Source organism: Marinobacter sp. M5B (genome assembly GCF_042604615.1).
GTDB lineage: Bacteria > Pseudomonadota > Gammaproteobacteria > Pseudomonadales > Oleiphilaceae > Marinobacter > Marinobacter salarius.
This window is the reverse complement of the sequence record NZ_CP156894.1, coordinates 3,103,018-3,128,840: the sequence shown is the minus strand read 5'-3', so window position 1 is coordinate 3,128,840 and position 25,823 is coordinate 3,103,018. Positions and strand designations below refer to the sequence as shown.

The 25,823-nt window shown below is 57.1% G+C and carries 23 protein-coding genes; 16 read left to right on the top strand and 7 right to left on the bottom strand.

The annotated features are described in order from the left end of the window. Window positions 1–29: 29 nt before the first annotated feature. The 11 genes from AAGD24_RS14175 (at window position 30) to AAGD24_RS14125 (ending at window position 8,716) form a co-directional block, all read left to right on the top strand. Complete coding sequence (locus AAGD24_RS14175) at window positions 30–842, top strand: ATP-binding cassette domain-containing protein (protein ID WP_036209875.1); 813 nt, start codon at window positions 30–32, stop codon at window positions 840–842. Then, window positions 842–1,621 (top strand): lipid asymmetry maintenance ABC transporter permease subunit MlaE, encoded by a 780-nt coding sequence (gene mlaE / locus AAGD24_RS14170; protein WP_178380808.1) that lies wholly within the window; start codon window positions 842–844, stop codon window positions 1,619–1,621. Before AAGD24_RS14175 ends, mlaE begins: the two co-directional genes overlap by 1 nt. A 38-nt stretch (window positions 1,622–1,659) precedes the next feature. After that, a complete protein-coding gene (gene mlaD, locus AAGD24_RS14165) occupies window positions 1,660–2,115 on the top strand; it encodes an outer membrane lipid asymmetry maintenance protein MlaD (RefSeq protein ID WP_007155310.1) in 456 nt (151 codons plus the stop codon). 26 nt (window positions 2,116–2,141) lie between these two features. Beyond that, the gene (locus AAGD24_RS14160; RefSeq protein ID WP_036210348.1) at window positions 2,142–2,795 is read left to right on the top strand and encodes a phospholipid-binding protein MlaC; all 654 of its coding nucleotides are present in this window, start codon (window positions 2,142–2,144) and stop codon (window positions 2,793–2,795) included. Next, on the top strand, window positions 2,792–3,133 hold the full coding sequence (locus AAGD24_RS14155; protein WP_036209883.1) for a lipid asymmetry maintenance protein MlaB: 342 nt from the start codon (window positions 2,792–2,794) through the stop codon (window positions 3,131–3,133). Before AAGD24_RS14160 ends, AAGD24_RS14155 begins: the two co-directional genes overlap by 4 nt. 60 nt (window positions 3,134–3,193) lie before the next feature. Further along, entirely contained in the window at window positions 3,194–3,436 is a 243-nt protein-coding gene (locus AAGD24_RS14150; RefSeq protein WP_036209886.1) for a BolA family protein, read from the top strand. Window positions 3,437–3,463: 27 nt separating this feature from the next. Further along, the gene (murA, locus tag AAGD24_RS14145) at window positions 3,464–4,726 is read left to right on the top strand and encodes a UDP-N-acetylglucosamine 1-carboxyvinyltransferase (RefSeq protein WP_036209888.1); all 1,263 of its coding nucleotides are present in this window, start codon (window positions 3,464–3,466) and stop codon (window positions 4,724–4,726) included. Window positions 4,727–4,748: 22 nt separating this feature from the next. Further along, entirely contained in the window at window positions 4,749–5,396 is a 648-nt protein-coding gene (gene hisG / locus AAGD24_RS14140; RefSeq protein ID WP_091641007.1) for an ATP phosphoribosyltransferase, read from the top strand. A gap of 171 nt (window positions 5,397–5,567) precedes the next feature. After that, window positions 5,568–6,890 (top strand): histidinol dehydrogenase, encoded by a 1,323-nt coding sequence (gene hisD, locus AAGD24_RS14135; RefSeq protein ID WP_213479559.1) that lies wholly within the window; start codon window positions 5,568–5,570, stop codon window positions 6,888–6,890. After that, complete coding sequence (gene hisC / locus AAGD24_RS14130) at window positions 6,883–7,938, top strand: histidinol-phosphate transaminase (RefSeq protein WP_075196501.1); 1,056 nt, start codon at window positions 6,883–6,885, stop codon at window positions 7,936–7,938. Before hisD ends, hisC begins: the two co-directional genes overlap by 8 nt. Window positions 7,939–7,972: 34 nt before the next feature. After that, on the top strand, window positions 7,973–8,716 hold the full coding sequence (locus tag AAGD24_RS14125) for a Nif3-like dinuclear metal center hexameric protein (protein ID WP_036209901.1): 744 nt from the start codon (window positions 7,973–7,975) through the stop codon (window positions 8,714–8,716). Window positions 8,717–8,719: 3 nt separating this feature from the next. Here the strand turns inward: AAGD24_RS14125 and AAGD24_RS14120 are convergent, their stop codons facing one another. After that, a complete protein-coding gene (locus AAGD24_RS14120) occupies window positions 8,720–9,157 on the bottom strand; it encodes a YhcB family protein (RefSeq protein WP_007155665.1) in 438 nt (145 codons plus the stop codon). Between the two features lie 264 nt (window positions 9,158–9,421). Here AAGD24_RS14120 and zapE point away from each other — a divergent pair, with 264 nt between their 5' ends. The 5 genes from zapE to AAGD24_RS14095 all read left to right on the top strand — a co-directional run bounded on the left by zapE (window position 9,422) and on the right by AAGD24_RS14095 (window position 18,270). After that, complete coding sequence (zapE, locus tag AAGD24_RS14115) at window positions 9,422–10,519, top strand: cell division protein ZapE (protein WP_177190585.1); 1,098 nt, start codon at window positions 9,422–9,424, stop codon at window positions 10,517–10,519. 65 nt (window positions 10,520–10,584) lie between these two features. Continuing rightward, a complete protein-coding gene (locus AAGD24_RS14110; protein ID WP_136633035.1) occupies window positions 10,585–11,769 on the top strand; it encodes a thiolase family protein in 1,185 nt (394 codons plus the stop codon). Window positions 11,770–11,996: 227 nt separating this feature from the next. Continuing rightward, complete coding sequence (locus AAGD24_RS14105; RefSeq protein WP_379865458.1) at window positions 11,997–13,889, top strand: DUF1302 domain-containing protein; 1,893 nt, start codon at window positions 11,997–11,999, stop codon at window positions 13,887–13,889. A gap of 33 nt (window positions 13,890–13,922) precedes the next feature. Beyond that, entirely contained in the window at window positions 13,923–15,284 is a 1,362-nt protein-coding gene (locus AAGD24_RS14100; RefSeq protein WP_213479562.1) for a DUF1329 domain-containing protein, read from the top strand. A gap of 289 nt (window positions 15,285–15,573) precedes the next feature. Further along, complete coding sequence (locus AAGD24_RS14095; RefSeq protein WP_379865456.1) at window positions 15,574–18,270, top strand: LuxR C-terminal-related transcriptional regulator; 2,697 nt, start codon at window positions 15,574–15,576, stop codon at window positions 18,268–18,270. 17 nt (window positions 18,271–18,287) lie between these two features. Here the strand turns inward: AAGD24_RS14095 and AAGD24_RS14090 are convergent, their stop codons facing one another. From AAGD24_RS14090 to AAGD24_RS14065, 6 genes are all read right to left on the bottom strand, one after another. Next, entirely contained in the window at window positions 18,288–19,184 is an 897-nt protein-coding gene (locus AAGD24_RS14090) for an acyltransferase (RefSeq protein WP_036209915.1), read from the bottom strand. 49 nt (window positions 19,185–19,233) lie between these two features. After that, window positions 19,234–20,160 (bottom strand): glucosaminidase domain-containing protein, encoded by a 927-nt coding sequence (locus AAGD24_RS14085; protein WP_379865454.1) that lies wholly within the window; start codon window positions 20,158–20,160, stop codon window positions 19,234–19,236. 78 nt (window positions 20,161–20,238) lie between these two features. After that, window positions 20,239–22,440, bottom strand: coding sequence for a hypothetical protein (locus tag AAGD24_RS14080; protein ID WP_379865452.1), 2,202 nt, complete (start codon window positions 22,438–22,440; stop codon window positions 20,239–20,241). Window positions 22,441–22,594: 154 nt separating this feature from the next. Next, window positions 22,595–23,149 carry a YfaZ family outer membrane protein gene (locus tag AAGD24_RS14075; RefSeq protein ID WP_036209917.1) on the bottom strand — a complete coding sequence of 185 codons (555 nt, stop codon included), beginning with the start codon at window positions 23,147–23,149 and terminating at the stop codon, window positions 22,595–22,597. Between the two features lie 101 nt (window positions 23,150–23,250). After that, window positions 23,251–23,439, bottom strand: a complete 189-nt coding sequence (yacG, locus tag AAGD24_RS14070) for a DNA gyrase inhibitor YacG (protein WP_036209919.1) — start codon at window positions 23,437–23,439, stop codon at window positions 23,251–23,253. A 20-nt stretch (window positions 23,440–23,459) separates the two neighbouring features. After that, the gene (locus AAGD24_RS14065; protein WP_227662347.1) at window positions 23,460–25,820 is read right to left on the bottom strand and encodes a response regulator; all 2,361 of its coding nucleotides are present in this window, start codon (window positions 25,818–25,820) and stop codon (window positions 23,460–23,462) included. Window positions 25,821–25,823: the final 3 nt, after the last annotated feature.

Here is a 25,823-nt window from a genome sequence, read left to right as displayed (position 1 = left end):
CCGACACTCAGGCGGTTTTGGAAGCAGGTATGGACACATCCCCCTACATTGAATTGAGAGACGTGGTTTTCAGTCGCGGGAATCGTCGTATCTTTGATGGCGTCAGCCTGGACATTCCCCGCGGCAAGATTACCGCCATCATGGGGCCGAGTGGCACTGGCAAGACTACCTTGTTGCGGCTGATCGGCGGCCAGCTGAAACCAGATTCGGGCAGCATATTCGTAGCGGGGGAGAACGTTCCTCAGCTCAAGCGCAAGGCGCTTTACCGTCTGCGGGAAAAGATGGGGATGCTGTTCCAGAGTGGAGCGCTGTTCACGGATCTCAGTGTCTTTGAAAACGTGGCGTTCCCGCTCAGGGTTCATACCACCTTGCCGGAGGACATGATCCGCGACATCGTTCTAATGAAGCTCGAAGCTGTGGGGCTTCGCGGAGCCCGGGATCTGATGCCGGCAGAGCTGTCAGGTGGTATGACCCGGCGCGTGGCCCTGGCCCGCAGCATCGCGCTGGACCCTGAGCTGATCATGTACGACGAGCCCTTTACCGGCCAGGATCCGATTGCCATGGGTGTGCTGGTGAAGCTGATCCGGGATCTCAACAGCTCCATGGGCCTGACCAGTGTGCTGGTATCCCATGATGTGCCGGAGTCCCTGAGTATCTGCCACTACGCCTGTATCGTTGCGGACGGTCGTATTATCGGCGACGGCACGCCCGAGGAATTGAGGGCGCACCCATCGGAGCAGGTTCAGCAGTTCCTGCGTGGTCATCCGGATGGTCCGGTGCCGTTCCACTATCCGGCTGCCGATGCGGCTCAGGACTGGAGTGTTGCCGGGAGGGGGGATTGATGGACCGGCTGGCGGCTTTTGGCCGATTGGGGATGAACGTGATTGCATCGCTGGGCCGCTCCGGGCGTTTCCTTGTCGGTGCCCTGGCAGGTGTTCCGCGGCCCTCGGTTGGTTTTCCGCTGTTGCTGAAGCAACTTTACTCGGTCGGAGTTCTGTCCCTGGCCATCATTGTGGTGTCCGGCCTGTTTATCGGGATGGTTCTGGGGTTGCAGGGATACACCATTCTCAGTGACTACGGGTCTGAGGCCGCGATCGGTCAGATGATTGCCCTGACTCTGGTGCGGGAATTGGGCCCCGTAGTGACTGCGCTGTTGTTTGCCGGCCGTGCGGGTTCCGCACTAACGGCGGAAATCGGGTTGATGAAAGCCACCGAGCAGCTTTCCAGCATGGAAATGATGGGTGTTGATCCGCTGCGTCGGGTGATTGCCCCGCGGTTGTGGGCGGGCTTTATCTCAGTGCCCGTGCTGGCTGCGGTGTTCTCGGTGGTTGGTATCTGGGGCGGCATGCTCGTGGGTGTGGAGTGGCTGGGCGTGTTTGAAGGCTCTTTCTGGGGCAACATGCAGTCTTCCGTAAGCTTCACCGCCGATGTTCTGAACGGTGTCGTCAAGAGCCTCGTGTTCGGGTTCGTCTGTACCTGGATTGCGGTCTATCAGGGTTACGACTGTGTGCCCACCTCAGCTGGTATCAGTGCCGCAACCACGAAAACCGTGGTGTATTCGTCGCTGGCCGTACTCGGGCTGGATTTTGTGCTTACCGCCGTCATGTTTGGTGACTTCTGACCGCGGTATACTGAAACGTCAGGAAACAGGGGGCCGGAATGGCACAGAGAACAACAGAAGTGATTGTGGGGCTGTTCATGATCGCAGGCATCGCCGCCATAATGTTCCTGGCGTTGCAGGTCAGCGGGCTGACACCGAAGGCCCCGGAAAGTTCGTACACGCTCTACGCCAATTTTAACGACGCTGGCGGGCTGACGCCCCGGGCAAAAGTGTCCATGGCTGGTGTCACGGTCGGCAAGATCCGGGAGATAACCCTGAATCGGGAAACCTACCAGGCCCGCGTGACCATTGATGTTAATGCCAGTGTGGATAATATTCCGGCGGACAGCTCAGCAGTAATACGTACATCCGGGCTGCTTGGTGAACAGTACATTGATATATCGGTGGGCGGTGATATGGAGTCCCTGGGGGACGGGGATACCTTCTATTCCACACAATCCGCCATGAATCTTGAGCGGCTCATATCCAACTTTGCCTCCGGGCAGTCACAATGAAAGAAAGTGGTTCACGGGAGAAAACCATGGTTCTGATCAGACATAGCCTGATGATTGTTGCGTTGCTGATGGTGGCGCTGGCAGCACCGGCCCACGCCGGACCAGAGGAGGACCTCCGCACGTATGTGGATAAAAATACCCAGCGCCTGGTCGACAAGCTCCATCAGGAAAAGGGCCTGTACGAGCAGAATCCACAGGCGTTTTATCGGAGCATGGATCAGGAGCTGAAGAACTTCGTCGACTTTCGCCGAATTGCCGCCCGGGTCATGGGTCGCTATGCAAGGCAGGCATCACCGGAGCAGCGCGACGAGTTTGTTGAGAAGTTCAAGCGCAGTCTTTTCGACAGTTACGCTCAGGCTCTGGTGAGTGCTGACGATTTTACCATCGAGGTAAAGGAAGCCACGATCAACCCGAATGACGACGGTCGGGCGTCTGTGCGTATGGAGGTGATCAGTGCCTCTGGCAACCGCTACCCTGTGACTTATTCCATGTACGAAACGGATGAAGGTCGCTGGATGATGGAAAACGTGATCGTCGAAGGTGTGAACATCGGGCTGGCTTTCCGTGATCGTTTCAGCCAGGAGATGGAGAAGAGCGGCGGCAAGGTCCAGGCTGTTATCAACGACTGGGGCGATGCAGTGGAATCGCTGAATCTCGAAGGTGAAGTCGACAAATCATGAATGCGAGCCGGCCCGTGGTGACTCTTGATGGCGACACGCTATTGGTGAGCGGCGCGGTTGATCCGCTCACCGTGATTTCTGTCAGGCAGGAAGGCGAGAAGTGGATACGGGCGAGCAAGGCGGATTTACAGGTGGACCTGTCCGCCATGGGCACCGCGCACAGCGTGGTGCTGTCTCTGCTGCTGTGTTGGCACCGCCTTGCAGTTGCCCGCAGTCAGGCTCTGCGATTTACCGGCGTAAGTGAACGGCTGAACTCTTTGGCGGCCCTGAGCGGCCTTGATCGCCATTTGCCGGGTTTTTCCGCCCAGTCCTCTTCTGAAAACCTGCACCATAGCTGACCCGAATGCCATAATTGGTTACAATCTCGCCCCTGATTTAAAAACGCCCGAGGATTATTTATGGAAGCCACCGAAGTTGCCGAGTTGGTTAAAGAGGCGCTGCCCGGCTGTGAGGTCGAAGTGCAGGTCGATGGCAATCACTATCTTGTTGTTGTAGTGGGCGATGTATTCGAGGGTTTGCCAACCATCAAACGGCAGCAACTGATCAACAAGGCGCTGTTCCAGCACATTCTGGACGGTACCATTCATGCCCTGCACCCCAAGGCCTTTACACCGGCTGAATGGGCCGCGCGCCAGGGCTGACACGCCCGCAAACTACAGGACACCATTGTGGACAAACTTCTGATCAGAGGCCGCAAGCCTCTCGATGGCGAAATCCGGATTTCCGGCGCCAAGAACGCCGCCCTACCGATTCTGGCTGCCACCCTGTTGGCGGATGAGCCGGTGACCGTGGGCAACCTGCCGCACCTGAACGACATCACCACGATGATCGAGCTGCTGGGCCGCATGGGTGTGGAACTGATGATCGACGAAAAAATGAGCGTCGAAGTTCACGCCAACACCATCAAGCAGTTCCATGCGCCCTACGAGCTGGTGAAAACCATGCGGGCCTCGATCCTGGTGTTAGGGCCGTTGGTAGCGCACTTTGGTGAAGCGGAAGTGTCCCTGCCGGGTGGCTGTGCCATCGGTAGCCGGCCGGTGAACCTGCACATTCATGGCCTGGAACAGATGGGCGCCGACATCAAGGTCGAAAACGGTTATATCAAGGCAAAGACCAATGGCCGCCTGAAAGGCGCGCACATCTTCCTGGACACGGTGACCGTCACCGGTACGGAAAACCTGATGATGGCTGCCGCGTTGGCCGATGGTAAAACCATCCTGGAAAACGCTGCCCGGGAACCGGAAGTGGTGGATCTCGCTGAATGCCTGATCGCCATGGGTGCTGACATCAAGGGTCATGGCTCCGCAACGATTGAGATCAACGGTGTCGAGCGTTTGCATGGCTGTCACTACGATGTGCTGCCGGATCGCGTCGAAACCGGCACCTACCTGGTTGCAGCAGCAGCTACCCGTGGCCGGGTCAAGCTCAAGGATACCCGCGAGGATCTGCTGGAAGCGGTCCTGCTGAAGCTGGAAGAGGCCGGTGCCCACATTGATACGGGCAAGGACTGGATTTCGCTGGATATGAAAGGCAATCAGCCAAAAGCGGTTAGCCTACGCACAGCGCCATACCCTGCGTTTCCGACCGATATGCAAGCGCAGTTTGCGGCGATGAACGCGGTATCCGAAGGCACTGGCACCATCGTGGAAACGGTTTTCGAGAACCGGTTCATGCACCTGCAGGAACTGATCCGCATGGGTGCGGACATTACTCTTGAGGGCAACGCGGCGATCATCAAGGGCGTGGATCACCTCACCGGTGCCCCGGTGATGGCAACGGACCTGCGGGCGTCCGCGAGCCTGGTCATTGCCGGGCTGGTGGCGGATGGAGACACCATCGTTGATCGCATCTACCACATCGACCGTGGCTACGAGTGTATCGAAGAAAAATTGCAGCTGTTGGGTGCCAGTATCCGCCGCCTGCCAGCCTGAACACATTGAACCGGAAAGACGCATGACCGATTCCATCACCATCGCGCTGTCGAAGGGGCGAATCCTCGACGAGACCCTGCCGCTGTTAAGAGAAGCGGGTATCGAGCTGGTCGACGATGTTAAGAAGTCCCGGAAACTGGTGTTTCCCACCACGGACCCGAACGTACGGGTTTTGATCCTTCGGGCCACCGACGTGCCCACCTATGTGCAATACGGTGGAGCGGATCTGGGGGTAACCGGTAAGGATGTGCTGATGGAGCACGGCGGTGAGGGGCTGTATGAGCCGCTGGACCTGAATATTTCCCGGTGTCGGTTGATGACGGCCGGGAAGAAAGACTGCAAAGCGCCAGAGGGCCGTTTGCGTGTGGCGACCAAGTTCGTAAACTTGGCTCGGCGCTATTACGCGGCCCAGGGGCGGCAGGCCGATATCATCAAGCTCTATGGTGCGATGGAGCTTGCTCCGATTCTCGGGCTCGCCGACGAGATTGTCGATATCGTTGATACCGGCAATACCTTGAAAGCGAATGGTCTTGAGGCTCGCGAGCTGATTGAAAACATCAGTTCTCGCCTTGTGGTTAACCGTGCCTCGATGAAGATGAAACACCGGGGCATTAATCCCATAATTGAGAAAATGTCGATCGCCGTTGAAAAAAGGCGAGCTTCAGAGTAAGAAGCACTCAGGGACGGCTTTCCAAAACACGCTCCTTCGGCACGTCCATGTGACGCTTGGACTTCGCCATCCATGGCTCCGTACAGTTTTGGAAAGCCGTCCCTGATCACTTCCCATGCCAAGGCGTTGCCTTAAACACAAAGAGTAAACAATCCGAAACAGGATTTAGTGATGACCGATATCAGCATCAGACGATTGAACGCTTCCGACAGTGACTTTGACAGTGCGCTGGCCAAGCTATTGGCGTGGGAAGACAGTGTGGATCATCAGGTGAATGAGTCGGTTCGTCATATCCTGCATGAGGTGAAAACCCGTGGGGATGCTGCGGTTCTGGAGTTTACCGAGAAGTTTGATCGCTTGAAGGTTGGCACTGTTGCTGAGCTGGAAATGGGGCAGGAGCGGTTGCTGCAGGCGCTGGAGGCTATTCCCCAGGGGCAGCGTGTTGCCCTTGAGAAGGCCGCCGAGCGGGTGCGTGACTATCACGAGCGCCAGAATCAGACGTCCTGGCAGTATAAAGACGATGACGGCACTGTACTCGGTCAGAAGGTCACGCCGCTGGATCGGGCAGGGCTGTATGTGCCCGGTGGCAAGGCTGCCTATCCCTCCTCCGTGCTAATGAACGCCATCCCGGCTAAGGTCGCGGGCGTGGGCGAGGTGATCATGGTGGTTCCTACGCCGGATGGTGTGGTGAACGATATGGTTCTCGCCGCTGCGGCGATTGCCGGTGTGGATCGTGTGTTCTGTGTGGGCGGTGCCCAGGCGGTGGGTGCCTTGGCCTACGGCACACAGACCATTCCTGCCGTCGATAAGATTGTTGGGCCGGGCAATATTTTTGTCGCTACCGCCAAGCGAGAGGTGTTCGGAACCGTTGGTATCGACATGATTGCCGGTCCTTCGGAGATTCTGGTGATTTGTGACGGCGAGACTGACCCAGACTGGATTGCCATGGATTTGTTCTCTCAGGCCGAGCACGATGAGCAGGCTCAGTCCATTCTTATCAGTCCCGATGCCGATTTCCTGGATGCCGTGGAAGCCAGCATCAACAAGCTGCTGCCGACCATGGAGCGGGCCGACATCATCGCTACCTCGATGACGGATCGAGCTGCACTGATTCACGTGGCCGACTTGTCGGAAGCGGCTCGCGTTTCCAATCGTATTGCGCCGGAGCACCTGGAGCTTTCGGTGGAAGATCCGGAAAATCTGGTGGACGAGATTCGCCATGCCGGTGCCATCTTTATGGGGCGCTATACGGCGGAGGCGCTGGGCGATTATTGCGCCGGGCCGAACCATGTGTTGCCGACGTCCGGGACGGCGCGTTTCTCCTCTCCTCTGGGGGTTTATGACTTCCAGAAACGGTCGTCCCTGATTGGTTTTTCTGCAGCCGGTGCCGACAAGATGGGGCGAGTTGCCTCTGTTCTGGCGCGTGGAGAAGGGTTAACGGCTCACGCCCGTTCTGCAGAGTATCGGGTTCGGGAGGGCCAGTCAGATGAGTAAGTTCTGGAGTTCACGGGTCAAAGAGTTGGTCCCCTATGTACCGGGGGAGCAGCCGAAAATGGCCAACCTCGTGAAACTGAATACCAACGAAAACCCTTTCGGCCCGTCTCCGAAGGTGATCGAGGCGATCAACACGGAACTGAATGACAGCCTTCGGCTTTATCCGGACCCCGAAAGTGAAGCTCTGAAAAGCACCATCGCGAATTACTATGGCGTGCAGGGCGAGCAGGTTTTCCTCGGTAACGGTTCCGACGAAGTGCTGGCACACATCTTTTATGGTCTGTTCCAGCACGGTGAGCCCGTGTTGTACCCCGATATCACCTACAGTTTTTATCCGGTGTATTGCGGCCTCTACAACATCGAAGGCAAGACCGTACCGCTGACCGACAGCTTTGAGATTGATCCCAAGGACTATAAGCAGCCGAACGGCGGCATCATCTTCCCCAATCCCAATGCGCCCACTGGGCGTTACCTGGCGCTGGATAAGGTTGAGGCTATCGTCGCCGCCAATCCCGACCGGGTCGTGGTTGTGGATGAAGCCTATGTGGATTTCGGCGGCGAGAGTGCGATCAAGCTGGTGGGGAAATATCCCAATCTGCTGGTCTGCCAAACGCTGTCCAAGGCCCGTTCCCTGGCCGGGTTGCGCGTCGGTTTCGCCATCGGCAGCCCGGAGGTCATCGAAGCCCTGAACCGCGTCAAGAACAGCTTTAACTCTTATCCTATTGACCGCCTGGCTCAGGTCGGCGCCATTGCAGCATTCGAGGATGAAGACTGGTTTCGAGCCACCTGCGAAGGCGTCATTGGCGAGCGAGGGTGGGTTACCTCGAAACTGGAAGCCTTGGGGTTCGATGTATTGCCCTCAAAGGCCAACTTTATTCTTGCGCGCCACCCGGATCATGCCGGTGAGGCGTTGGCGAAGGGGCTTCGGGAGAAGGGGGTTATCGTGCGTCACTTCAATAAGCCCCGCATCTCGGACTTCCTGCGCATCACCATCGGCACGGCGGACCAGAACAAGCGACTGGTCGAGTGCCTTAAACCGTTGGTGTAACACGAGACATTCAAGGCAAACCCACGGAGGCAGCATGGCTTCACGCAATGAGATACTCCGCACACTGAACGACTGGTTGGCCCCGCAAGACTTCAAGGACTATTGCCCTAATGGCCTGCAGGTCGAGGGCACTGAAGAGGTCCGTACCATAGTAAGTGGCGTCACGGCTTCCCGGGCGCTCGTGGACGCGGCGATCGAAGCCGATGCCGACATGATTCTGGTGCATCACGGGTATTTCTGGAAAGGTGAGGATCAGGCCATCCGTGGCATGAAACGGGACAGGATCAAGCGCCTGCTGGAGCACGATATCAATCTGGTTGCTTACCACCTGCCGTTGGACGATCACCCTGAGTATGGCAACAATCGGCAGTTGGCCGACGTGTTGGGTATTCTCAATCCCCGGCCACTGGGCGGACTTGTGTGGCAGGGCGAACTGAGCGCCCCGATGGCGCCCCGGGCGTTCGCGGAGTTGATCGGAGAGCGTCTGGCCCGTGCTCCGCTTTGGGTCGGGGACGGCTCCGCAGAGATTTCCCGGGTCGGCTGGTGTACCGGTGCAGCTCAGGGGTTCATTGGCAGCGCCTTGGAAGCCGGGCTGGATGCTTACATCAGTGGCGAGATTTCAGAACCCACTACCCATACTGCCCGGGAATGCGGTATTCATTACTACGCAGCTGGCCATCACGCCACTGAGCGGTATGGCGTTCAGGCCCTGGGGCGGGCCCTGGAGCAAGCATTTGGGGTAAGTCACCGGTTTATCGACTGCGATAACCCGGTGTAAGCGTCAGGCTTTCTGCTGCTTTTCGGCCAGGCCAAAGTCTTCGGCGAGGGTGCCTTTCTCCTGGGGGTCGCTCTTGGGGGCGTAGTCCCGGGGTGGCTCTGCATCATCCTTGCTGGCGGCGCCTTCCAGACGCGCCTTGGCGTTCTCTTTCTCGAGCTCCAACAGCCAGTCTTCGTCGTTGCACAGGCGGTTAGCGCCCCGCGCCATGTGCTGATTTACGTCCCGGTAGGTGTCGTTGAAGCGGCGCAGCAGATGCGCAGATTCCATAAAATGCTCGTTCACTTGCGCCTGATAGCGTGTGTACTCGTTTCTCAGCTCCTCGATCTGCTGTTCAGCCCGGCGCTGCCGCAGCGTAGAGCCCTGACCAGACCGGCCAACCAGTACTCCGATGACAATGCCGACAATCAATGCGGCGATGGCTGCCAGAATCAGGTTTGTCATAAGCTGTATGATCCTTTTAATGAATAGGAATTCCTTCCCGAAGTATACCGTCCCAAGGCCCGTTCACGCACGATTGCCTCGTGCGCCAATCGTCGTATTGCGTCGTATGTCTGGCTCGCCCCCGCTGTTGCAGCGGTTTCTCAGGGTGTTGAACGTGGCGAAAAAAGCCAAAATCGGCCACAATACGCCGCCGTTATGAATGACCATACTTCGGGAAACGCCTTAATGACACCCCAAAAGCGAATCCGTATGACCACTACCCATATGACCCCATGGGAACGATACCAGCAGGACCTTGAGCGGCCCGAGTTTCACAAAGACCCGGCCCAGGAAGATGCGGTCCGCCGTTTGCAGTCACTTTACGACAAACTGGTGGCGGCGGAAAGGGAGCGTGACAAACCGATGGTCAAACTTCGCCTCAAGTTCAAGAAGGGCAAAGAAGATCCGGTGAAGGGTTTGTATTTCTGGGGCGGCGTGGGTCGCGGTAAAACTTACCTCATGGATACGTTCTATGAAGCTCTGCCCTTTGATCGCAAGATGCGGGTGCACTTCCACCGGTTTATGCAGCGTGTTCACAAGGAACTGAAAAGCCTGAAAGGCGAGAAAAACCCGTTGGATATCGTGGCGAAAATGTTTGCGGACGAAACCCGGGTGATTTGCTTTGACGAATTTTTTGTCTCTGACATCGGTGACGCCATGATACTGGCAACGTTGATGGATGGTCTGTTCAGCCGTGGTGTGACCTTGGTTTGTACCTCCAATATCGTGCCTGACGGGCTTTACAAGGATGGCCTGCAGCGTGCCCGCTTCCTGCCCGCCATCGCGCTGGTCAAGAAACACACCGAGGTGGTGAATGTGGATGGCGGTGTGGATTATCGCCTGAGAACCCTGGAACAGGCTGAGCTGTACCACTTTCCCCTGGATGAGGATGCCGACAAGAGCCTTCAGAAAAGTTACGACGGGCTTGCGCTTGAGGCGGGCAGCCACAGCCTGGAGTTGGATATCAACGGCCGAAAGCTGACTGCCCTCAGCCACGCCGATGACGTGGTCTGGTTTGATTTCAAGACTCTGTGCGATGGCCCGCGCAGCCAGAACGACTACATCGAGCTGGCGCGGGAGTTCCATGCAGTGATTATCAGCAATGTCCCGGTGCTGGGAAAAGACAAGGACGATCAGGCCCGGCGATTCATAAACATGATTGACGAATTTTACGATCGCAACGTCAAGGTGATCATTTCCGCAGAAGCTTCGATTACGGACCTGTATGCCGGCGGGCGGCTAGGGTTTGAGTTTGAGCGCACGGAGTCCCGGTTGCTGGAAATGCAATCCAGGGAATACCTCGAGGCACCTCACAAGGCCTGATAGGCGTCGGACTAAACGAAGTCCAATCTGATAACGAACTACCCAAACTATAGAGAGATCAAGCAATGAGCACAGACAACGTCGTCATCGTCAGCGGTGTGCGCACCCCCATGGGCGGATTCCAGGGCAGTCTAGCCGCGGTTTCCGCGCCGGAGCTGGGCGCTATCAGTATTGCCGAAGCTATCCGCCGTGCCGGCTTGCAGCCGGCAGACGTGCAGGAAGTGATCATGGGCAATGTCCTGCCGGCAGGGCTCAAGCAAGGGCCGGCTCGCCAGGCAATGCGCCAGGCAGGGCTACCGGACAGCACTGGTGCCACTACGATCAATAAGCTTTGCGGTTCGGGCATGAAAGCCGCCATGTTTGCCCACGATGTGATCAAGGCCGGCACCAACGATATTATGGTTGCCGGTGGTATGGAGAGCATGTCCAATGCACCGTACATTCTTCAGGGTGTTCGCAGTGGTTACCGCATGGGGCCTGGCCAGGCGCCTCAGGACCATATGTTCCTGGACGGCCTTGAAGACGCGGAAACCGGTCGGCTGATGGGGGCTTTCGCTCAGGAAATGGCCGACAAGAAAGGCTACACCCGGGAAGAGATGGACGAATACGCGATTACCTCCCTGACCCGGGCCAAGAGAGCCATTGAAGAAGGGCTGCTGAAAGATGAAATCATCCCGGTTACCGTCAAAACCCGCAAAGGCGAGGTAGTGGTTGAGGACGACGAGCAACCCCACAACGCCAACATCGAAAAGATCCCGAGCCTGCGCCCGGCCTTTGCCAAAGACGGCACGGTCACCGCGGCCAATGCCTCGTCAATATCGGATGGAGCCTCTGCACTGGTGTTGATGCGTGAATCCGAAGCCGAAAAGCGCGGCCTTAAACCCTTGGCACGGATTGTTGCCCATAGCACCCAGTCCCAGCATCCGTCGGAATTTACCTGTGCTCCGGTGGGTGCCATCGAAACCCTTTTCGCCAAAACCGGCTGGACAAAAGACGACGTGGACCTGTTTGAGATCAACGAAGCCTTCGCCATGGTGGCGATGATGCCCATCCGCGAACTCGGCCTGGACCCGGAGAAGGTTAATATCCACGGCGGCGCCTGCGCCCAGGGCCATCCGGTGGGCTCCACCGGCTCCCGCCTGCTGGTGACGCTGATGCACTCCCTCAAGCACTACGGCAAGAAGAAGGGCGTTGCAGCACTGTGTATTGGTGGTGGCGAAGCAACGGCGATGGCTATTGAATTGCTGTGATTTGTGCCGGCTGGTTGCATCCAAATTTGTTGACTATAGTGAGTCAGTGCGAGGGAAGTCTGCCGCAGAGAGGGGCGTAATCGTAAAATCATACTTTTGACTGATCAAAGCGTTCGATGGCGTTAGCTATAGTGCCAACATCACGAGCACTGTGCATGAAGCCTCCAAACATCGTGAACACCAATAATCAGAGCAGCGACTCAGAACAACAATGGAGTAGCCTTCCAATGACAAGAAAAACACATCAATGGCAGCAGTGGACCAAGTTGCCGCTGGCCGTAGCGGTTGCAGCCGGAGTATCCGGGCAGGCAGCTGCCTATTCATTTTACGTGGGGGATGTGGAAGCCTCTTTCAATACGACGCTGTCGGCGGGCATTGGCTGGCGTACCGAGTCACAGGACCGAAGGTTGATTGCCCAGGGTAACTTGGGGCCACAGTTTGCAAACACCACTGTTGGTGCGTCCACCAACAACTATGATGACGGTAACCTCAACTTCGAGAAAGGGGATACCTACTCCAAAATCGTCAAAGGCAACAGCGAGCTGTTCCTCAACTACAACGTAGACAGCGACACGCTGACTCGCGTTGGTGGTTTTGTGCGTGGTCGGTACTGGTATGACTTCGAACTGAAAGATGAGAACCGGGCCGTGGACCCCGTCGGTCAGCGCCGTGAACTGAACGACGAAGCCAAAGATAATGCCTCTGGCGGTGAAATCCTTGACGCCTACGTATTCTCGGACTGGTACTTTGGTAATGTTCCGGTCAGTCTCCGTTACGGCAAGCAGGTGTTGAGCTGGGGTGAAAGTACGTTCATCCAGGGCGGTATCAATACCATTAACCCGGTCGACGTACCTGCCTTCCGGGCACCAGGCTCCGAACTAAAAGACGCGCTGTTGCCTGTTGAAATGTTCTATGCCTCGGCGGGTATTACGGAAAACGTGACTGTTGAAGCGTTTGTGCAAGCTGACTGGGAGCCGGTTCGCCCAGATGATTGTGGCACATTCTTCTCGACAAACGACTTTGCCGCTGACGGCTGTGGCCCGGTTTTGTTGGCCGGTCAGTTGCCTGATTCCCAAGCGGCGGCGCAGGGGTTCATTGCTCCTCGTCTGGCGGACCGTGAGGCGGACTCCAAAGACCAGTTTGGTGTCGCGCTGCGCTGGTATGTGCCAGCCCTGAACGACTCAGAGCTTGGTTTCTACTACATCAAGTACAACAGCCGTCTGCCGTATGTCAGTGGCTTGGTGAACAACCCGTCTTCACCCAGCGGCAGTCAGCAAAATGATCCGAGCAAACCGAACTCCACGTTTCCGAGCTACTTTATTGAGTATCCTGAAAACATCAATCTCTATGGTATCAGTATCAACACCACGACCCCAGGTGGTTGGTCTCTGGGGGCTGAATATAGCTTCCGTGACAACGTGCCTCTGCAGTGGAATGCTTTCGAACTGATATATGGCGGTCTTCAGAAGAGAGGGCCAAATGATGAAATATTGAGCCTTCTGGAGCGGCAGCGTCTTGAAGAAGCCAATGGCGGAAACTTGGCCGGTACGGCTGTGGACGGTTACGATCGTTTTAATGTCTCCCAGGCTCAGTTCACGCTGATTAAGTTCTTTGATCAGGTCATGGGGGCAAGTCGCCTCTCCCTGATCACTGAATTTGGTGCTACCTACGTTCACGATCTTCCGGACGAAGATGAAGCCCGTTACGGTCGCTCGGGTACGTTCGGTGTAGGTACTATTCCGTCGAGCGTTGGTGATCTCTGTGAAGGTGCTGGTGGGAATCCGCCAGAGAATATCAACGTCAGCTACTGCAACAACGAGGGCTTTACGACTTCCTTCTCCTGGGGCTACCGCACGCGCCTGGTTTGGGACTACCCGAACGCAATCGCTGGTATCAACCTGTCGCCGCAGTTGGCCTGGAGCCATGACGTTCAGGGTTATGCGCCGCAGCCTGGTGGTAACTTCAACGAAGGCAACAAGGCTATCGGCCTGTCACTTCAGGGTGTATACCAAAACCGTATAACCGGTAATATCGGTTACACAAACTTTTTCGGTGGCAAGCCGTATAACGAGTTGACCGACCGTGATTTCGTGAGTGCGAGCGTTTCCTACTCATTCTGATTCGGCCTGAATTCGTTTAACGAGGTAATTTAAATGAAACTGAACAAGAAGCTACTGGCCACTGGCATTCTGTCCGCAACGTTGATTGCGGGTAACGCCTTTGGCGCGGTTTCCGCACAGGAAGCGGCCAAGCTCGGTGACTCGCTTACGCCAATGGGTGCTGAGAAGGCGGGTAACGGGGGCGCTATTCCGGCCTGGGATGGAGGTCTGACGACACCTCCTGCCGGGTACAAAAACGATGGTATCTACGTGAACCCGTTCCCGAACGAGGAGCCAAAGTTCACTATCAACCAGAGCAACGTTGACCAGTATGCGGAGAACCTGTCCCCGGGGCAGGTCGCAATGATCAAGCGTTATGACGAATACGTGATGCCGGTATACGAGACACACCGTTCCGCTGCATACCCGGAACAGGTCATGAAGGATACCGTTGACAACGCCACGAGTGTGGAATTGATCAAGAATGGTAATGGCCTGGGTAACTACCAGACGGCTACGCCATTCCCGATTCCACGGAATGGCCTGGAAGTTATCTGGAACCACATCACCCGCTATCGCGGTGGTTCCGTTCAACGCAACGTAGGGCAGGTGACTCCGACAGAAGACGGCGCCTTCAGCGTTGTGAAATTCCAGGACGAACTGACGTGGAAAACCTATCTGGAAGACTATGAGGCGGGGCAGGACCCGAACGTACTGTTCTACTTCAAGCAGGCCATCACCGCCCCGGCCCGCCTTGCTGGTAACGTACTGCTGGTTCACGAAACCATCGACCAGGTTGAGGAACCGCGTCGCGCATGGGTATACAACGCCGGTCAGCGTCGTGTACGCCGCGCCCCGCAGGTTGCCTATGACGGCCCGGGTACCGCTGCGGACGGCATGCGTACCTCCGACAACTTTGATATGTTCAACGGCGCGCCTGACCGTTACAACTGGGAGCTGGTTGGCAAGAAGGAAATGTACATTCCGTACAACTCCTACAAGCTGGTCGACCGAAGCCTGGACTATGACGAAATCATCAAGGCCGGCCATATCAACCAGAATCTGACCCGCTATGAGCTGCACCGTGTCTGGCACGTGCGTGCCACACTGAAGGACGGTGAGCGTCATATCTACGCCCAGCGTGACTTCTATATCGATGAAGACTCCTGGCAGGCGGCAGTAATCGATCATTACGATGGTCGTGGAGAACTGTGGCGTGTGGCAGAAGCGCACAGCATGCAGTTCTATGATCAGATCGTTCCCTGGTACGCCATTGAAACCCTGTACGACCTGCTGTCTGGACGGTATCTGGTTCTGGGTTTGACCAACGAAGAATCCAACCCTTACGAGTTTGGGGTTGATCGCATGTCACGTGACTACACACCCGCTGCTCTGCGTCGTGCAGGTACGCGGTAAGTCACCGTTATCCGGGAGCAATCCCGGCTGACTGGAAAGCGGTGGACCCTTGGGTCCGCCGCTTTTTTGTTAAAGTCCTTGAATTTCCTCGAATGTTGGGAATTTGCCGGTATTTCGTTATCTTCCCGTCAAATTTTTGCAGCCTACCCCTGATTTGGTTTAACCTCTCCCTACTAATACTAAAGGCGTACCCGATGCAGGGCGCCGCAGCAACGACAAAGCAGAGATCACATTTGCCGGATAAGGGCCCATCGGGCTCATAGATTCCGGGCTTTCAACGGGGCAAAGAGTGAAACCATTCGATGATGGCCGTGCGGCCAATGATGAGTTCCAGTCAACATTAGGCGGCACTCATCGTGGCGAGCTGATCAGGGATTTGTTGCGCCAGCGGGTACGGATGCCGGAGCCCGTTCCGAATTATCTCAAAAGAACAGCGCTGACCGAGAAACTGACCTCAGTAATAACGCCGGGCTCAGCCCTGTTGCTTGAGGCACCGTCCGGTTATGGAAAAACCCATGCCCTGAGTGCGGCGTTCCGTGAAACCTCCCGTAGCCCCGACACCCTCCGATGGCTGGCTTTGACCGGGCAGGAAAATGATGCCGGGCGACTGTTGGCCTTGCTTGAAATCGCGTTGACACCGCCCGGTGCCACCTCACGACCGTCAGGGCAACAGAAAGCTTCCAGCAATACGGATGCGCTTGCCCTACTATTGTCCGATGCTCACTGGAGCGACTCGGACCGCGACAGTGTGCTCGTGATTGATAACGTTGGCACTGTCGCCAATCCGGCAGCCATCGCCCTGCTTCAGCAGCTGGTTGAGAACATCCCTTCTGGTCTGGCGCTGGTGATGGTGTCCAGAAAGCCGCTGCCATTTGAGACCCACACATTCGAACTGGAAGGCCGATTCAATAGAATCGGCGCGGATTCCCTTGAGCTGACAAGGCTGGAAACGTTCGAGTTCTTCCACGCTGCGATCGACCGTAATCAACTGACCACGGTTGCTGTGGAGCATCTGTTTTCGTTGACTGAGGGATGGATTACGCCTTTGGGGTTGTACCAGCGGGAACTGGACTCCGCGCCGGAATCCCGATTGCCGATACAGGAAACCTTCAGTGTTGAGCGTTTTCTCAGGGATGCTGTGCTGATTCATTTAACGCCTGGTCAACAGCGTTCTCTGAGAATCATGGCGGAAATGGAGATCGTCTCGGACGAACTGTTCCTGTCATTGGCTGATGCTGGGTGTGATCATGCCTTTCGACCCTCTGCGGCTTCGGAAAGCGGTATCCCGCTGCGTCCATTGCCGGGTCGTGGGCGCTGGTTCCGCCTGAACCCTTTGCTTCACGACTGGTTACAGACGCCGGCCCTTGATGAGTCGCAGGAGCGTGCTCTGAAAGCCAGTCGCTGGTTTAGCGACCGTCATCAGTTTCCCGAGGCACTGCGCTATGCGCTGGTCAGCGGCAGTCTTGAGGAATCAGTCCGGATAGCCTCCGAAGGCTCAGAGGCTTTGTTGATTGGCCAGGATACCGCGTCATTGCTTCGGCTTCGCCGGTCGTTGCCGTCGGGGCTGCTGGAGAAAAGCGCGCGTCTGAAGATTGTCTACGGTTGGGTCCATGCCATCGGTGGCCAGTTCAGGCAGGCAAGAATGTTGATCAACGATCTCGATAATGGCGAGCGTCCCGAACTTGCTGGCCGGGTCGATGCGCTCAGGGCCTTTATTCTCCGCGGCGAGGGCAGTGTTGATGAGGCCCTGATGGTCGCAGACAGAGCCCTGCAGGCGGAGGAGTTGTCTACTCAGGGCCAGCTGGTGACGCAGCTGGTTCGTTCCAGTGCGCTATGCGCCGCTGGCAGGTTTGGCGATGCCCGGGAGGCCAATCGCATTGCCGCAAGGCTGGCTCGAGAGGCTGGAGACGCTGGTTCGGAAGTTCTGGCAGTCTATGCCCACGCACGGATCGAGCTTGGCAAGGGATCGTTGAAACACGCAGAGCAACTGCTGCGCACTGGTCTGGATACCGCCATGAACGAGTCATCGCGGCCCGCACGTGTTGGCGAAACACGCCTACAGCTAAATCTGGTGATGGTGCTTTGGCACCAGGGACGACAGGCGGAAGCAGATCGCCTGTTGGTGACCTGTGTTCGCCATGCAGAGCAAACCCGCGATCTTGGGTTGCTGCTGGCCATGGCGCTGAGGGTGTTGATTTGCCGCACCCAGAATCGGATGGACGATGCGTTTGCCTGGATTGGTCGTGCCGAGCGAACCATGCAGTCGTGGCAGGTCGACGAGTCCGTCTATGTGCCTGTGCTTGAGGCTCTGAAAATCAGCGGCTGGCTGGCTCTGGGTCAGACGGACACGGCGGCACAGGCTATGGAACGGCTCAAGCCATGGCGGGAGGTGAATTGCGTGCCGGAAATGTTCCCAATGATGCCTGGCATGCTGCAATGCCTGCAGGCGAGGATCGAACTGGCGCGGGGTGATGACATCAAGGCTGCTGAAACCGTCCGGAACATTCGGGACAACGGCGGGGAGACATTGCCTTTCGGTTTGGACTTATATTCCAGGCTGCTGGAAAGTGTCCTTAGCTGGCGCCAGAAAGGCCCTTCCGCTGCCCAGAAAATACTGACCGCCACTATAGCCATGGCAGGAGAAGAGCACTACATCAGCCCCTTCGCGGAGCTGAGGGGAGAGCTTCAGGAACTGCTTGAGAAAACCTGGACCCAGCTGCCAGATGCGCCATTTGTCGACGCAATAGGGAGGCTTTACGGTCTCACCGATATGAAAGAGCACGCGTCTCTGGCTGAGCCTATCAGCGACCGGGAGCAAGGAGTGCTTGAGTTGATTGCCCAGGGGTTGTCGAACCAGGACATTGCCGACCGCCTTCACATCTCGTTGCACACGGTCAAAACCCATGCTCGTCGTATCAACGCCAAGCTCGAGGTGAAGTCACGCACGCAGGCCATCGTCCGCGCCCGTGAACTGGGGTTGCTATAGTGAAAACACTGTAACGTTCAGCCAGTCTGCTTCAGCTCGTCTATAAGAGCGTCCTTTTCTTCCCATACCTGGCTTACCCAACGCTGGAAGTCCGCCCGTATTTCACGGTTGTTTTCGTAGTCCATGCCCAGGAAACGGTGTGGAATTTCTCGCGTTCGAATATCAACCACAATCCGTTGGATCCGCCCGCACAGGTAATCCCAAATGCCGGACTTGCCGTCCGGATATACGATGGTCACATCCAGCATGGTGTGCAGGGACTCGCCCATGGCTTCCAGTACAAAGGCCGTACCGCCTGCGCGAGGCCTTAGCAGGTGTTTGTGGGGCGAATTCTGACTCTGGTGTTTGGCCGGTGTGAGTCGTGTACCTTCCATGAAGTTGAAAATGGTCACTGGTGTATACCGGAACTTCTCACAGGCGGCTCGAGTGGCTTCCACGTCCTTGCCCTTCAATTCCGGACGCCGGGCTATCTGCTCCTTGGTGTGGCGTCGCATGAAGGGGAAGTCCAGCGCCCACCAGGCCACGCCCAGCAAGGGTACCCAGATCAATTGCTGTTTGAGGAAAAATTTCAATAGCGGGATGCGGCTGTTCAATACGTGTTGGATGGCCGGAATGTCGGCCCAGCTCTGATGGTTGCAGGTGACGAAGTACCAGTGTTCGCGGCTCAGGCCCTCAGCGCCGCGGACATCCCACTCGATGTTGTGAAGTACGTCAGCCAGCACATTGTTGAAGCCAATCCAGAACCACGCGATGCGGTTCAGAACGATGGTGCAGCCTTTGCGAACCGAAGGCGTCGGGATCAACAACTTGATCACGGCAAACACCATCAGGATCGGGAATAGCCAAAGGGTGTTAAGAACAATACAAAGCACTGCGAGCACGCCTTTGACGGGTGCGGGCAAGAACCTGGACATTGACCGATGTCTCCGGAATACGATTTAGCTTGGTTGTGTGATGGCGGTGTCAGCCTTCGCTACTGGTTTCGTCAGCGGTGGTGGCACCGGGCAACAGTGCCTGCTCCTGTTTTGCCGCAGCCAACTCCAAGAGTTCCTGGGAGTTAGCCCCCTGAACAATAGCCTGGAAGTCGTCATCATAATAATCCAGGTTGTTGTGGCGGATCATGTTTCTAATCTCCTCCACATAATCTTCACCGCGCTCGGAATACCCCAGCAAACCGGCAGCAAGGCTTGGACCACTGGCGATATCATCACGATTACGGGCTTTCAGGCGAATGTCCCTGAGCAACTGGTAGGTTGGATGGCGATTCAGGTTCTGAATGTACGAACGCACAGATCGGTAAGGCGAGGAGAAGCTTGCCACTTCATGACTGGCACCCTCAACTCGCCCCCGGGGCACCAGACCGCAGCCCTGCGAGAAACACCAATGTCCGAACAGGTTGTTGCCTCTACGTGCAAAACGGGAGGTGCCCCAAGCGGATTCATTGGCGGCCTGAGCCAGCACCAGCGAGGGCGGAATCACATCGAGGCGGTTTTTCAGGCGTCGGAACATGGTTTCGCTGCCGGGTTCTTCATCAACCCTCAAGCGCTCGGCCTGGCTTTTCAACCAGGAAAGTTCCGATTTGCTGAGTTCGTCCTTGCCGGCCAGGCTGTCGAGGTAATCACGCTCGATCAGAATACGGGAGTTTGCCAGCACGATACGTGGATACAGGAACGAGAAAAACGCGGCTTTCTTCTCGGTGGTATCACGGTAGGCGGAGAAATCCGGCAAGTCCGCTCGTGACCAACCAGGGAGTGAGGGCAGTTTGGCCAGGGCGACATCCGAGTCCTCGGCGTCGCGGTCGTGGTCTGGGTCAGGAGTGTGCAGTATGCCCCACAAACCAAAAACCATCAGCGGAACTATCAACCACAGTGCCCGGATACCAGAAGACATAAAACCTCTCGTTACAATCGATATGACAGCAATTATAACAGGTTATACGCCAACGTCGCCCGGGTGGTTTGCTCCCCGCTATTCTGGCAGGCGTGTCGCCATGAGCAACCCCAGCACCTCTTCCTGGCCCTCTGTCTGCCTGAGTTGCAGGAAAAACTGATCCTGATCGCTGGTGAAAAAGCCGTCCAGCGTCAGGCTGCCCGCACTAAACGTTGCAGCCCCGGTGTTGCTGGCCGTGTACGCCAGGGATACCGTTCCGGGTGACTGTGCCTGCGGAGTGGAGACCGATTCGGCATTGACTTGATGGACAACCTCGAGCGTCCGGCCCTCCAGACGGGCGCTGCCGGAAGATTCAATCACCAGCAGGGCGTTATCGAAATGCATCAGCCGGTTGCTGGCCTGCTCCATTCCCACCCCCACGCCCTGAAGGCGGTAGCGCCCCTGGCTGGGTGGAGAGGCATTGGCCTGCTCGGCAGCCACCAGAATTCCATCACCAATAGCATTGGTGTCCAGGTTGAAGGCCATCAGCGAACCGTTCGGCGTTGATGCGCCGACGGCGATATCCGGCTTCTCATCCAGGCCGGAGGCACTGTCGCGGTCCAGATTCAGGCGCCCGTTACTGACGATACGGTTTCCACTGTTTGGGTCGTAAACCCGGGACTGACGCTCACTGATGACCCAGTTGGCGTCCCGCTGGCCGGGGTTGTCTGCCGGCACAGAAACAGTGACGTTCCCCGTGTTGTCCCTGCGCAGGGAGGTGGTCGCCATGGTCTGGGTGACGGATGGGCCACTGATCTGCCAGTTTCCCACGCCGGCTTCTACCACGAAGGGCTGGTTCTCATCGCCCATGCGGGTGGACAGGTAAGCCACGTTGTAGTTGCGGCCATCCAGTTTCTGGCGCTCGAATCCTTCTTTCCTGAGCAGGTTCAGTTCAAACACGGACAGGTAGTGATCTTCCAGTGTCCGCTCGCGCTTCAATTCACCGCTCTCCGAGCGAAGTTCAATCGCTTTCCCGGCGCTGAAATACCCACTAAGGACTCGATCGGGCTGTTCGGCGCCGCCACCGACGTATGCGCTCATGAAATAGGGGTTGCGGGTCCAGCCGATGATCCGGGAGCTACCACGGCCGGTGATGCTCTGGTAAAGGGCGCGACCGGCCAGCAGGCGGGTTTCGTCCTCCACGGTGGCGGCGCCAGGCGAGGATGAGTGGGTATTCAGATCCCAGGCCGGGCGGTCGAAGAACTCGTTGCCATCGGCATGTATCAGGGCCCGGCGATCATAGGGGATATCGCTGGCCAGGTTGGTGACTCGAATATTGAAGGCGTCGAGGGAGGTTAACGTCATGCCCGGGTAAACATAGCCGGTACCGTTCTGGTCGGTTGTGGTTTCCTCGCGGGCGATCCGCACGCCCCATTGGCCGGAGCCGGCAATGCTGGACTCGAGAAACGTTTGCCCCAATTCGACGCCCCAGAACACTGAATTGTAGTTCGCGGCGCTGGCTTCTATCTTGCCGGAGGAGCTTTCTCCCAATAGTGCGTAATCGGCCATAGCGTCCACATATCGGGTGAAATCTCCCCGTTCCTCTAGCAGGTCGAGTGCTCCGTCGACATCCAGATTGCCGGGGATATTGATTTCAAAATCATGGACCTGATCGGCGAGCGTGGGCCAGACGTACTTGTTCAAGCACAGTGAGCCATTGACGTCGTTCACACAGTCCATGATCTGAGAGAACTCGCCGGAGCTGTAGAGGTCCAGCGAGTTGGTCACGAGGTACTCCGAAAACGGGTTTACTTTCACGTCCCGGTCTTCATCGGCCGCCAGTGATCGCATGCGGCTGTTGCCATAAGTGGCTTCGATAACGACATTGGGTCCTATCGGTCGTCCATTCTCAAAACGGATGACGGTTCGCCCGCTGTCTTCCCGGCGGGACCGAGTCTCTACGGAGCCGAGCTCGCGGAGGGTCTGATCGGTCAGGTAAACCCGAATGGTGTCGGGCTCCACAATCCTTAGGTTGCGGCGCGTCAACTCACCACCTGGTGCAACGGATTCCGGCACCTCCATGGTAATCCGCACTTCATCTTTGGCCAGGCCGGACGCATTGTTGGAATCGCCGGTTGAGCCGGGCGTGAAGTCATCGATCGCGTTTTTTGTCGGCGGGAAGCTGTTTCCCCGGCCTGCCACGTCGTCGTTCGCGTCGCCACTACCGTCACAGCCGATCATCAACGTAACAGTGGACAGAGTGAATACAGCGGTGAAGGTCCGTGCAGCTAGGTGAAACATAGGGTTGTCCATGCCAGATAAAACGTTCCAGAAGCGTGAGCCAGAAGTCTATCAAGTTGGCAAGGCACAAAGAGTGAGGAAGGGCACGAAATGGGGAGCGGTAACCCCGCCCTGGTAGAGGCGGGCAGGGTTACTCTGCGGGATCAGGACCTGATCAGAAGAAGATCTTCATACCGGCCATAACGCCCTCATCCAGGTTCAGGTCACCACGACCGTCAAAGTCGGTATTCAGGTAGCGGTAACCGGCAAACACCTCGGCGTTGCGGATAACACGGTAGCTGCCGCGAAGCTCAAGGCTGGTGAGGTCATCGGAATCGCCAAAGGCAAGGATGCTGGGCGCGTAGTGAAGCCCGCCGGTGAATGACAACCCGGGTACGTTGGGTACATTCACGGTGGCAAAGCCGCCGAGAGCTACGGCGCCGCCGTCCAGCCGATCATCATCCCATCCGAAGGCGCGAACACCAATGCCCGCTGTGGTGGGAAGGTTGCCAATGGCCGTGCGGCCCTGGGCGTGGAAATCCACGTTGCCGATGTGACGGCTGCCTTCGTGATAGGTATAGCCGGTGCCGACCTGGATGTCGGAATTGGTGCCGAAGAAGTTGACCTGGCCCTTGACCGAGTCGTTGGTCAGGCTCAGGTCCACATCGGAGGCGTATACAGGTGCTGCCGCAAGTGACAGAACGATAAGGGGAATTCGGGACGCTTTCATTCTTCGACCTTCTTAATGTTTGAATGTAACCGCCGGAATGTTAACGGTCCGGCCCAAGTGGCTCAACTTAAAACGGGTTAAGGGCGGGTTAATGCGGGCGATCAATGGGTGGTTGTGTCGCCGCCCTGATCCAGATCGTCGGGGGACGCATTTTCTGCGGGAACACGATATTCCTCATTGGCCCAGGCGCCCAGATCAATCAGTTTACAGCGTTCGGAGCAGAAAGGGCGAAACGGGTTATTCTCATTCCATTCCGCGGACTTTTTACAGGTGGGACATTCTACGTTCATGGTGGCCTTGTGTCGGGTATTCAGGTGGATGCGGAGGCTTGGCAGTATTGTTCCAGAACCGCCCGCAACATTTCAATATTGACCGGCTTTGCAACAAACGAGTCCATGCCTGCCTCGCGGCAGCGCTCTTCATCCTTTTCCATAGCGCTTGCAGTCAGCGCCACCACAGGTACCCGATTACGGTTGTGGTCCTTCTCCCATTGGCGCAGGCGGCGAGTGGCCTCGAAACCATCCACCCGGGGCATCACACAATCCATGAAAATCAAATCAAAAGGGTGCCATTGCCAGAGACTGGAGGCGGCTTCGCCGTCATTCGCCGTCATCACATCACAGCCCAACTTTTCCAGCAGCCGGCGGGTGAGGGTGCGGTTGACCGGGTTATCTTCCACCAACAGAACTTTCATGCGGCCGCAGGGTAATTCCTGGCGGCGGGTATTGTCACTGACGGCTTGCAGGGAAAACCGGGTCAGGAAGCGACGTTCGTTACGGACGGAATCCGAAAACAGTTGGTGCAGGATAGGGGTCAGGCACGATTCCCGCAGGGACTTGCTCAGGAAGGCATCGGCGCCGGCCTGCCGGAAGTGCTCTGCATCCCCCCGCTGGGGGTTGGACGACAGAATCAATAGCCGTGTATGGCCCCATTCCGGGTTGCTACGGATCTGTCGGCACAACAGGTCACTGTCCATATCCGGTACAAACCCGTCCAGCACCAAGGCATCAAAGGGCTTGTGGTTGTCCGAGGCCAACCGCAATGAGGTCAGTGCCTCGCCGGCGGATTTCACTGCTTCGATATCCAACTCGTGGCGCGAAAGCATTTCCAGGGTGATCTTGCGGGACAGTTCATAGGAGTCCACCACCAGAATGTGCCGCCCGCGGATCATGCTGGTATCCGGTCGACCGCGGGCGGCGCTCTCTGGCGCAACCTGCAGGCTGAGCTCCATCCAGAAGGTGGAGCCCTCGCCGGGTTTACTCTCAAGATCCAGTGAGCCGTCCATCAACTGAACCAGCTGGCGACAAATGGTCAGGCCCAGGCCTGCACCCGGCAATTGTCGCTGAAAACGCTGACCGAGCTGAACGTAGGGCTCGTACACCAGCGGTATGTCCTCGGGGTTGATCCCCACGCCCGTGTCTTCAACCGCCACCCGAAGTCGTACGTTGTTATCCCGCCGACCCAGCACCTCGATGCTGATCAGCACGTGCCCGGAGTCGGTAAACTTGATGGCGTTGGATGTCATGTTGAGCAGAATCTGCCTCAGCCGTACCGGATCACCTTTCAGGGCCCAGGGCAGGTTCTCGTCAATTCGCAGTTCCAGCGCCAGACCCTTTTCCCGAGCCCGTGCACCCAGCATATGCACCAGATCATTCAAGGTGTCGCGAAGGTCAAAGGGAATGTCATCCAGCACCAGCTTGCCGGCTTCCATACTGGAGATGTCCAGCAGGTCATTGATAATGGCCGACAATCCCTCCGAAGCGTTGAGCAGGGTGTGGACATATTCCCGCTGGTCCTGATCGAGGGGGGTATCTGACAGGAGATTGGCGTAGCCCAGCACCGATTGCAGCGGAATGCGCAACTCATGGCTGACGTTGGCCAGGAACTGATTCTTGGCATGGTTTGCCCGCACGGCTTGATCTCGTTCATCCTGGGATTGGATGGAGGTCTGGCGCAGGGAGCGGGTGTCTTCCAGCAGCTGCAGGCGCATGGTGTTCAGCGCCTGTTCCAGCTCACTCAGTTCGTCACCCCGCTTTGGGGGCTTGCGTCGAAGCCTCAGCGGTTCAATCAATGCGTCCAGGTTAAGCCGGGCGGCGTAGTCGGCAATCGATTCCAGATGACGGGAAAGGGTGAGCCGAACAATGACCAGAAGCCCGAGAGTGCCCAGCATCACGATCATCGACTGGAACAGCAGTGTGAGCAGCGCCCGGTCCATCAACTCGTTGTAGACGGTTTCCACAGACGACGTCACAGTCAAGGTGCCCATGGCTTCCGGGTTATTGAAGGACGCGCGATTGAACACCAGGGGGAAGGATTGGCTGATCACCCGGCCATCCGGATAGGTACCCGTGTTGAACTCCTCGCCAGCGGCTGTGATCACCCGGGCATGCTGGATAACCGGAATGGCGCGCATGTCATCCAGGCTGTTGGCAACCTCGCTATAGTTCATCAACCAGAGGTTGTTGCTCATACTGCCGGCAACCAGTTCCGCAGCGCGTTCCTGGGTGCTGCGCAACTCTTCGGTTCTGCGCTCAAACTCGCCAATCATCTGAACGCCGGTGGCAGCCAGCGACAGGATCAGGCTGAACAACAGAACATATACCAGCAGCCTGGCAGCCAGTGGCCGTACACCTATTCGTCTGAATAACCGGATCGGAGGCAAGGCACGCATTCC

Excerpts from the sequence above, each read along its gene's own strand:
- AAGD24_RS14175 (WP_036209875.1), top strand. The coding sequence starts at position 30 with ATGGACACATCCCCCTACATTGAATTGAGAGACGTGGTTTTCAGTCGC.
- mlaE (WP_178380808.1), top strand. The coding sequence starts at position 842 with ATGGACCGGCTGGCGGCTTTTGGCCGATTGGGGATGAACGTGATTGCA.
- mlaD (WP_007155310.1), top strand. The coding sequence starts at position 1,660 with ATGGCACAGAGAACAACAGAAGTGATTGTGGGGCTGTTCATGATCGCA.
- AAGD24_RS14160 (WP_036210348.1), top strand. The coding sequence starts at position 2,142 with ATGGTTCTGATCAGACATAGCCTGATGATTGTTGCGTTGCTGATGGTG.
- AAGD24_RS14155 (WP_036209883.1), top strand. The coding sequence starts at position 2,792 with ATGAATGCGAGCCGGCCCGTGGTGACTCTTGATGGCGACACGCTATTG.
- AAGD24_RS14150 (WP_036209886.1), top strand. The coding sequence starts at position 3,194 with ATGGAAGCCACCGAAGTTGCCGAGTTGGTTAAAGAGGCGCTGCCCGGC.
- hisG (WP_091641007.1), top strand. The coding sequence starts at position 4,749 with ATGACCGATTCCATCACCATCGCGCTGTCGAAGGGGCGAATCCTCGAC.
- hisD (WP_213479559.1), top strand. The coding sequence starts at position 5,568 with ATGACCGATATCAGCATCAGACGATTGAACGCTTCCGACAGTGACTTT.
- hisC (WP_075196501.1), top strand. The coding sequence starts at position 6,883 with ATGAGTAAGTTCTGGAGTTCACGGGTCAAAGAGTTGGTCCCCTATGTA.
- AAGD24_RS14125 (WP_036209901.1), top strand. The coding sequence starts at position 7,973 with ATGGCTTCACGCAATGAGATACTCCGCACACTGAACGACTGGTTGGCC.
- AAGD24_RS14120 (WP_007155665.1), bottom strand. The coding sequence starts at position 9,157 with ATGACAAACCTGATTCTGGCAGCCATCGCCGCATTGATTGTCGGCATT.
- zapE (WP_177190585.1), top strand. The coding sequence starts at position 9,422 with ATGACCCCATGGGAACGATACCAGCAGGACCTTGAGCGGCCCGAGTTT.
- AAGD24_RS14110 (WP_136633035.1), top strand. The coding sequence starts at position 10,585 with ATGAGCACAGACAACGTCGTCATCGTCAGCGGTGTGCGCACCCCCATG.
- AAGD24_RS14105 (WP_379865458.1), top strand. The coding sequence starts at position 11,997 with ATGACAAGAAAAACACATCAATGGCAGCAGTGGACCAAGTTGCCGCTG.
- AAGD24_RS14100 (WP_213479562.1), top strand. The coding sequence starts at position 13,923 with ATGAAACTGAACAAGAAGCTACTGGCCACTGGCATTCTGTCCGCAACG.
- AAGD24_RS14090 (WP_036209915.1), bottom strand. The coding sequence starts at position 19,184 with ATGTCCAGGTTCTTGCCCGCACCCGTCAAAGGCGTGCTCGCAGTGCTT.
- AAGD24_RS14085 (WP_379865454.1), bottom strand. The coding sequence starts at position 20,160 with ATGTCTTCTGGTATCCGGGCACTGTGGTTGATAGTTCCGCTGATGGTT.
- AAGD24_RS14080 (WP_379865452.1), bottom strand. The coding sequence starts at position 22,440 with ATGTTTCACCTAGCTGCACGGACCTTCACCGCTGTATTCACTCTGTCC.
- AAGD24_RS14075 (WP_036209917.1), bottom strand. The coding sequence starts at position 23,149 with ATGAAAGCGTCCCGAATTCCCCTTATCGTTCTGTCACTTGCGGCAGCA.
- yacG (WP_036209919.1), bottom strand. The coding sequence starts at position 23,439 with ATGAACGTAGAATGTCCCACCTGTAAAAAGTCCGCGGAATGGAATGAG.
- AAGD24_RS14065 (WP_227662347.1), bottom strand. The coding sequence starts at position 25,820 with ATGCGTGCCTTGCCTCCGATCCGGTTATTCAGACGAATAGGTGTACGG.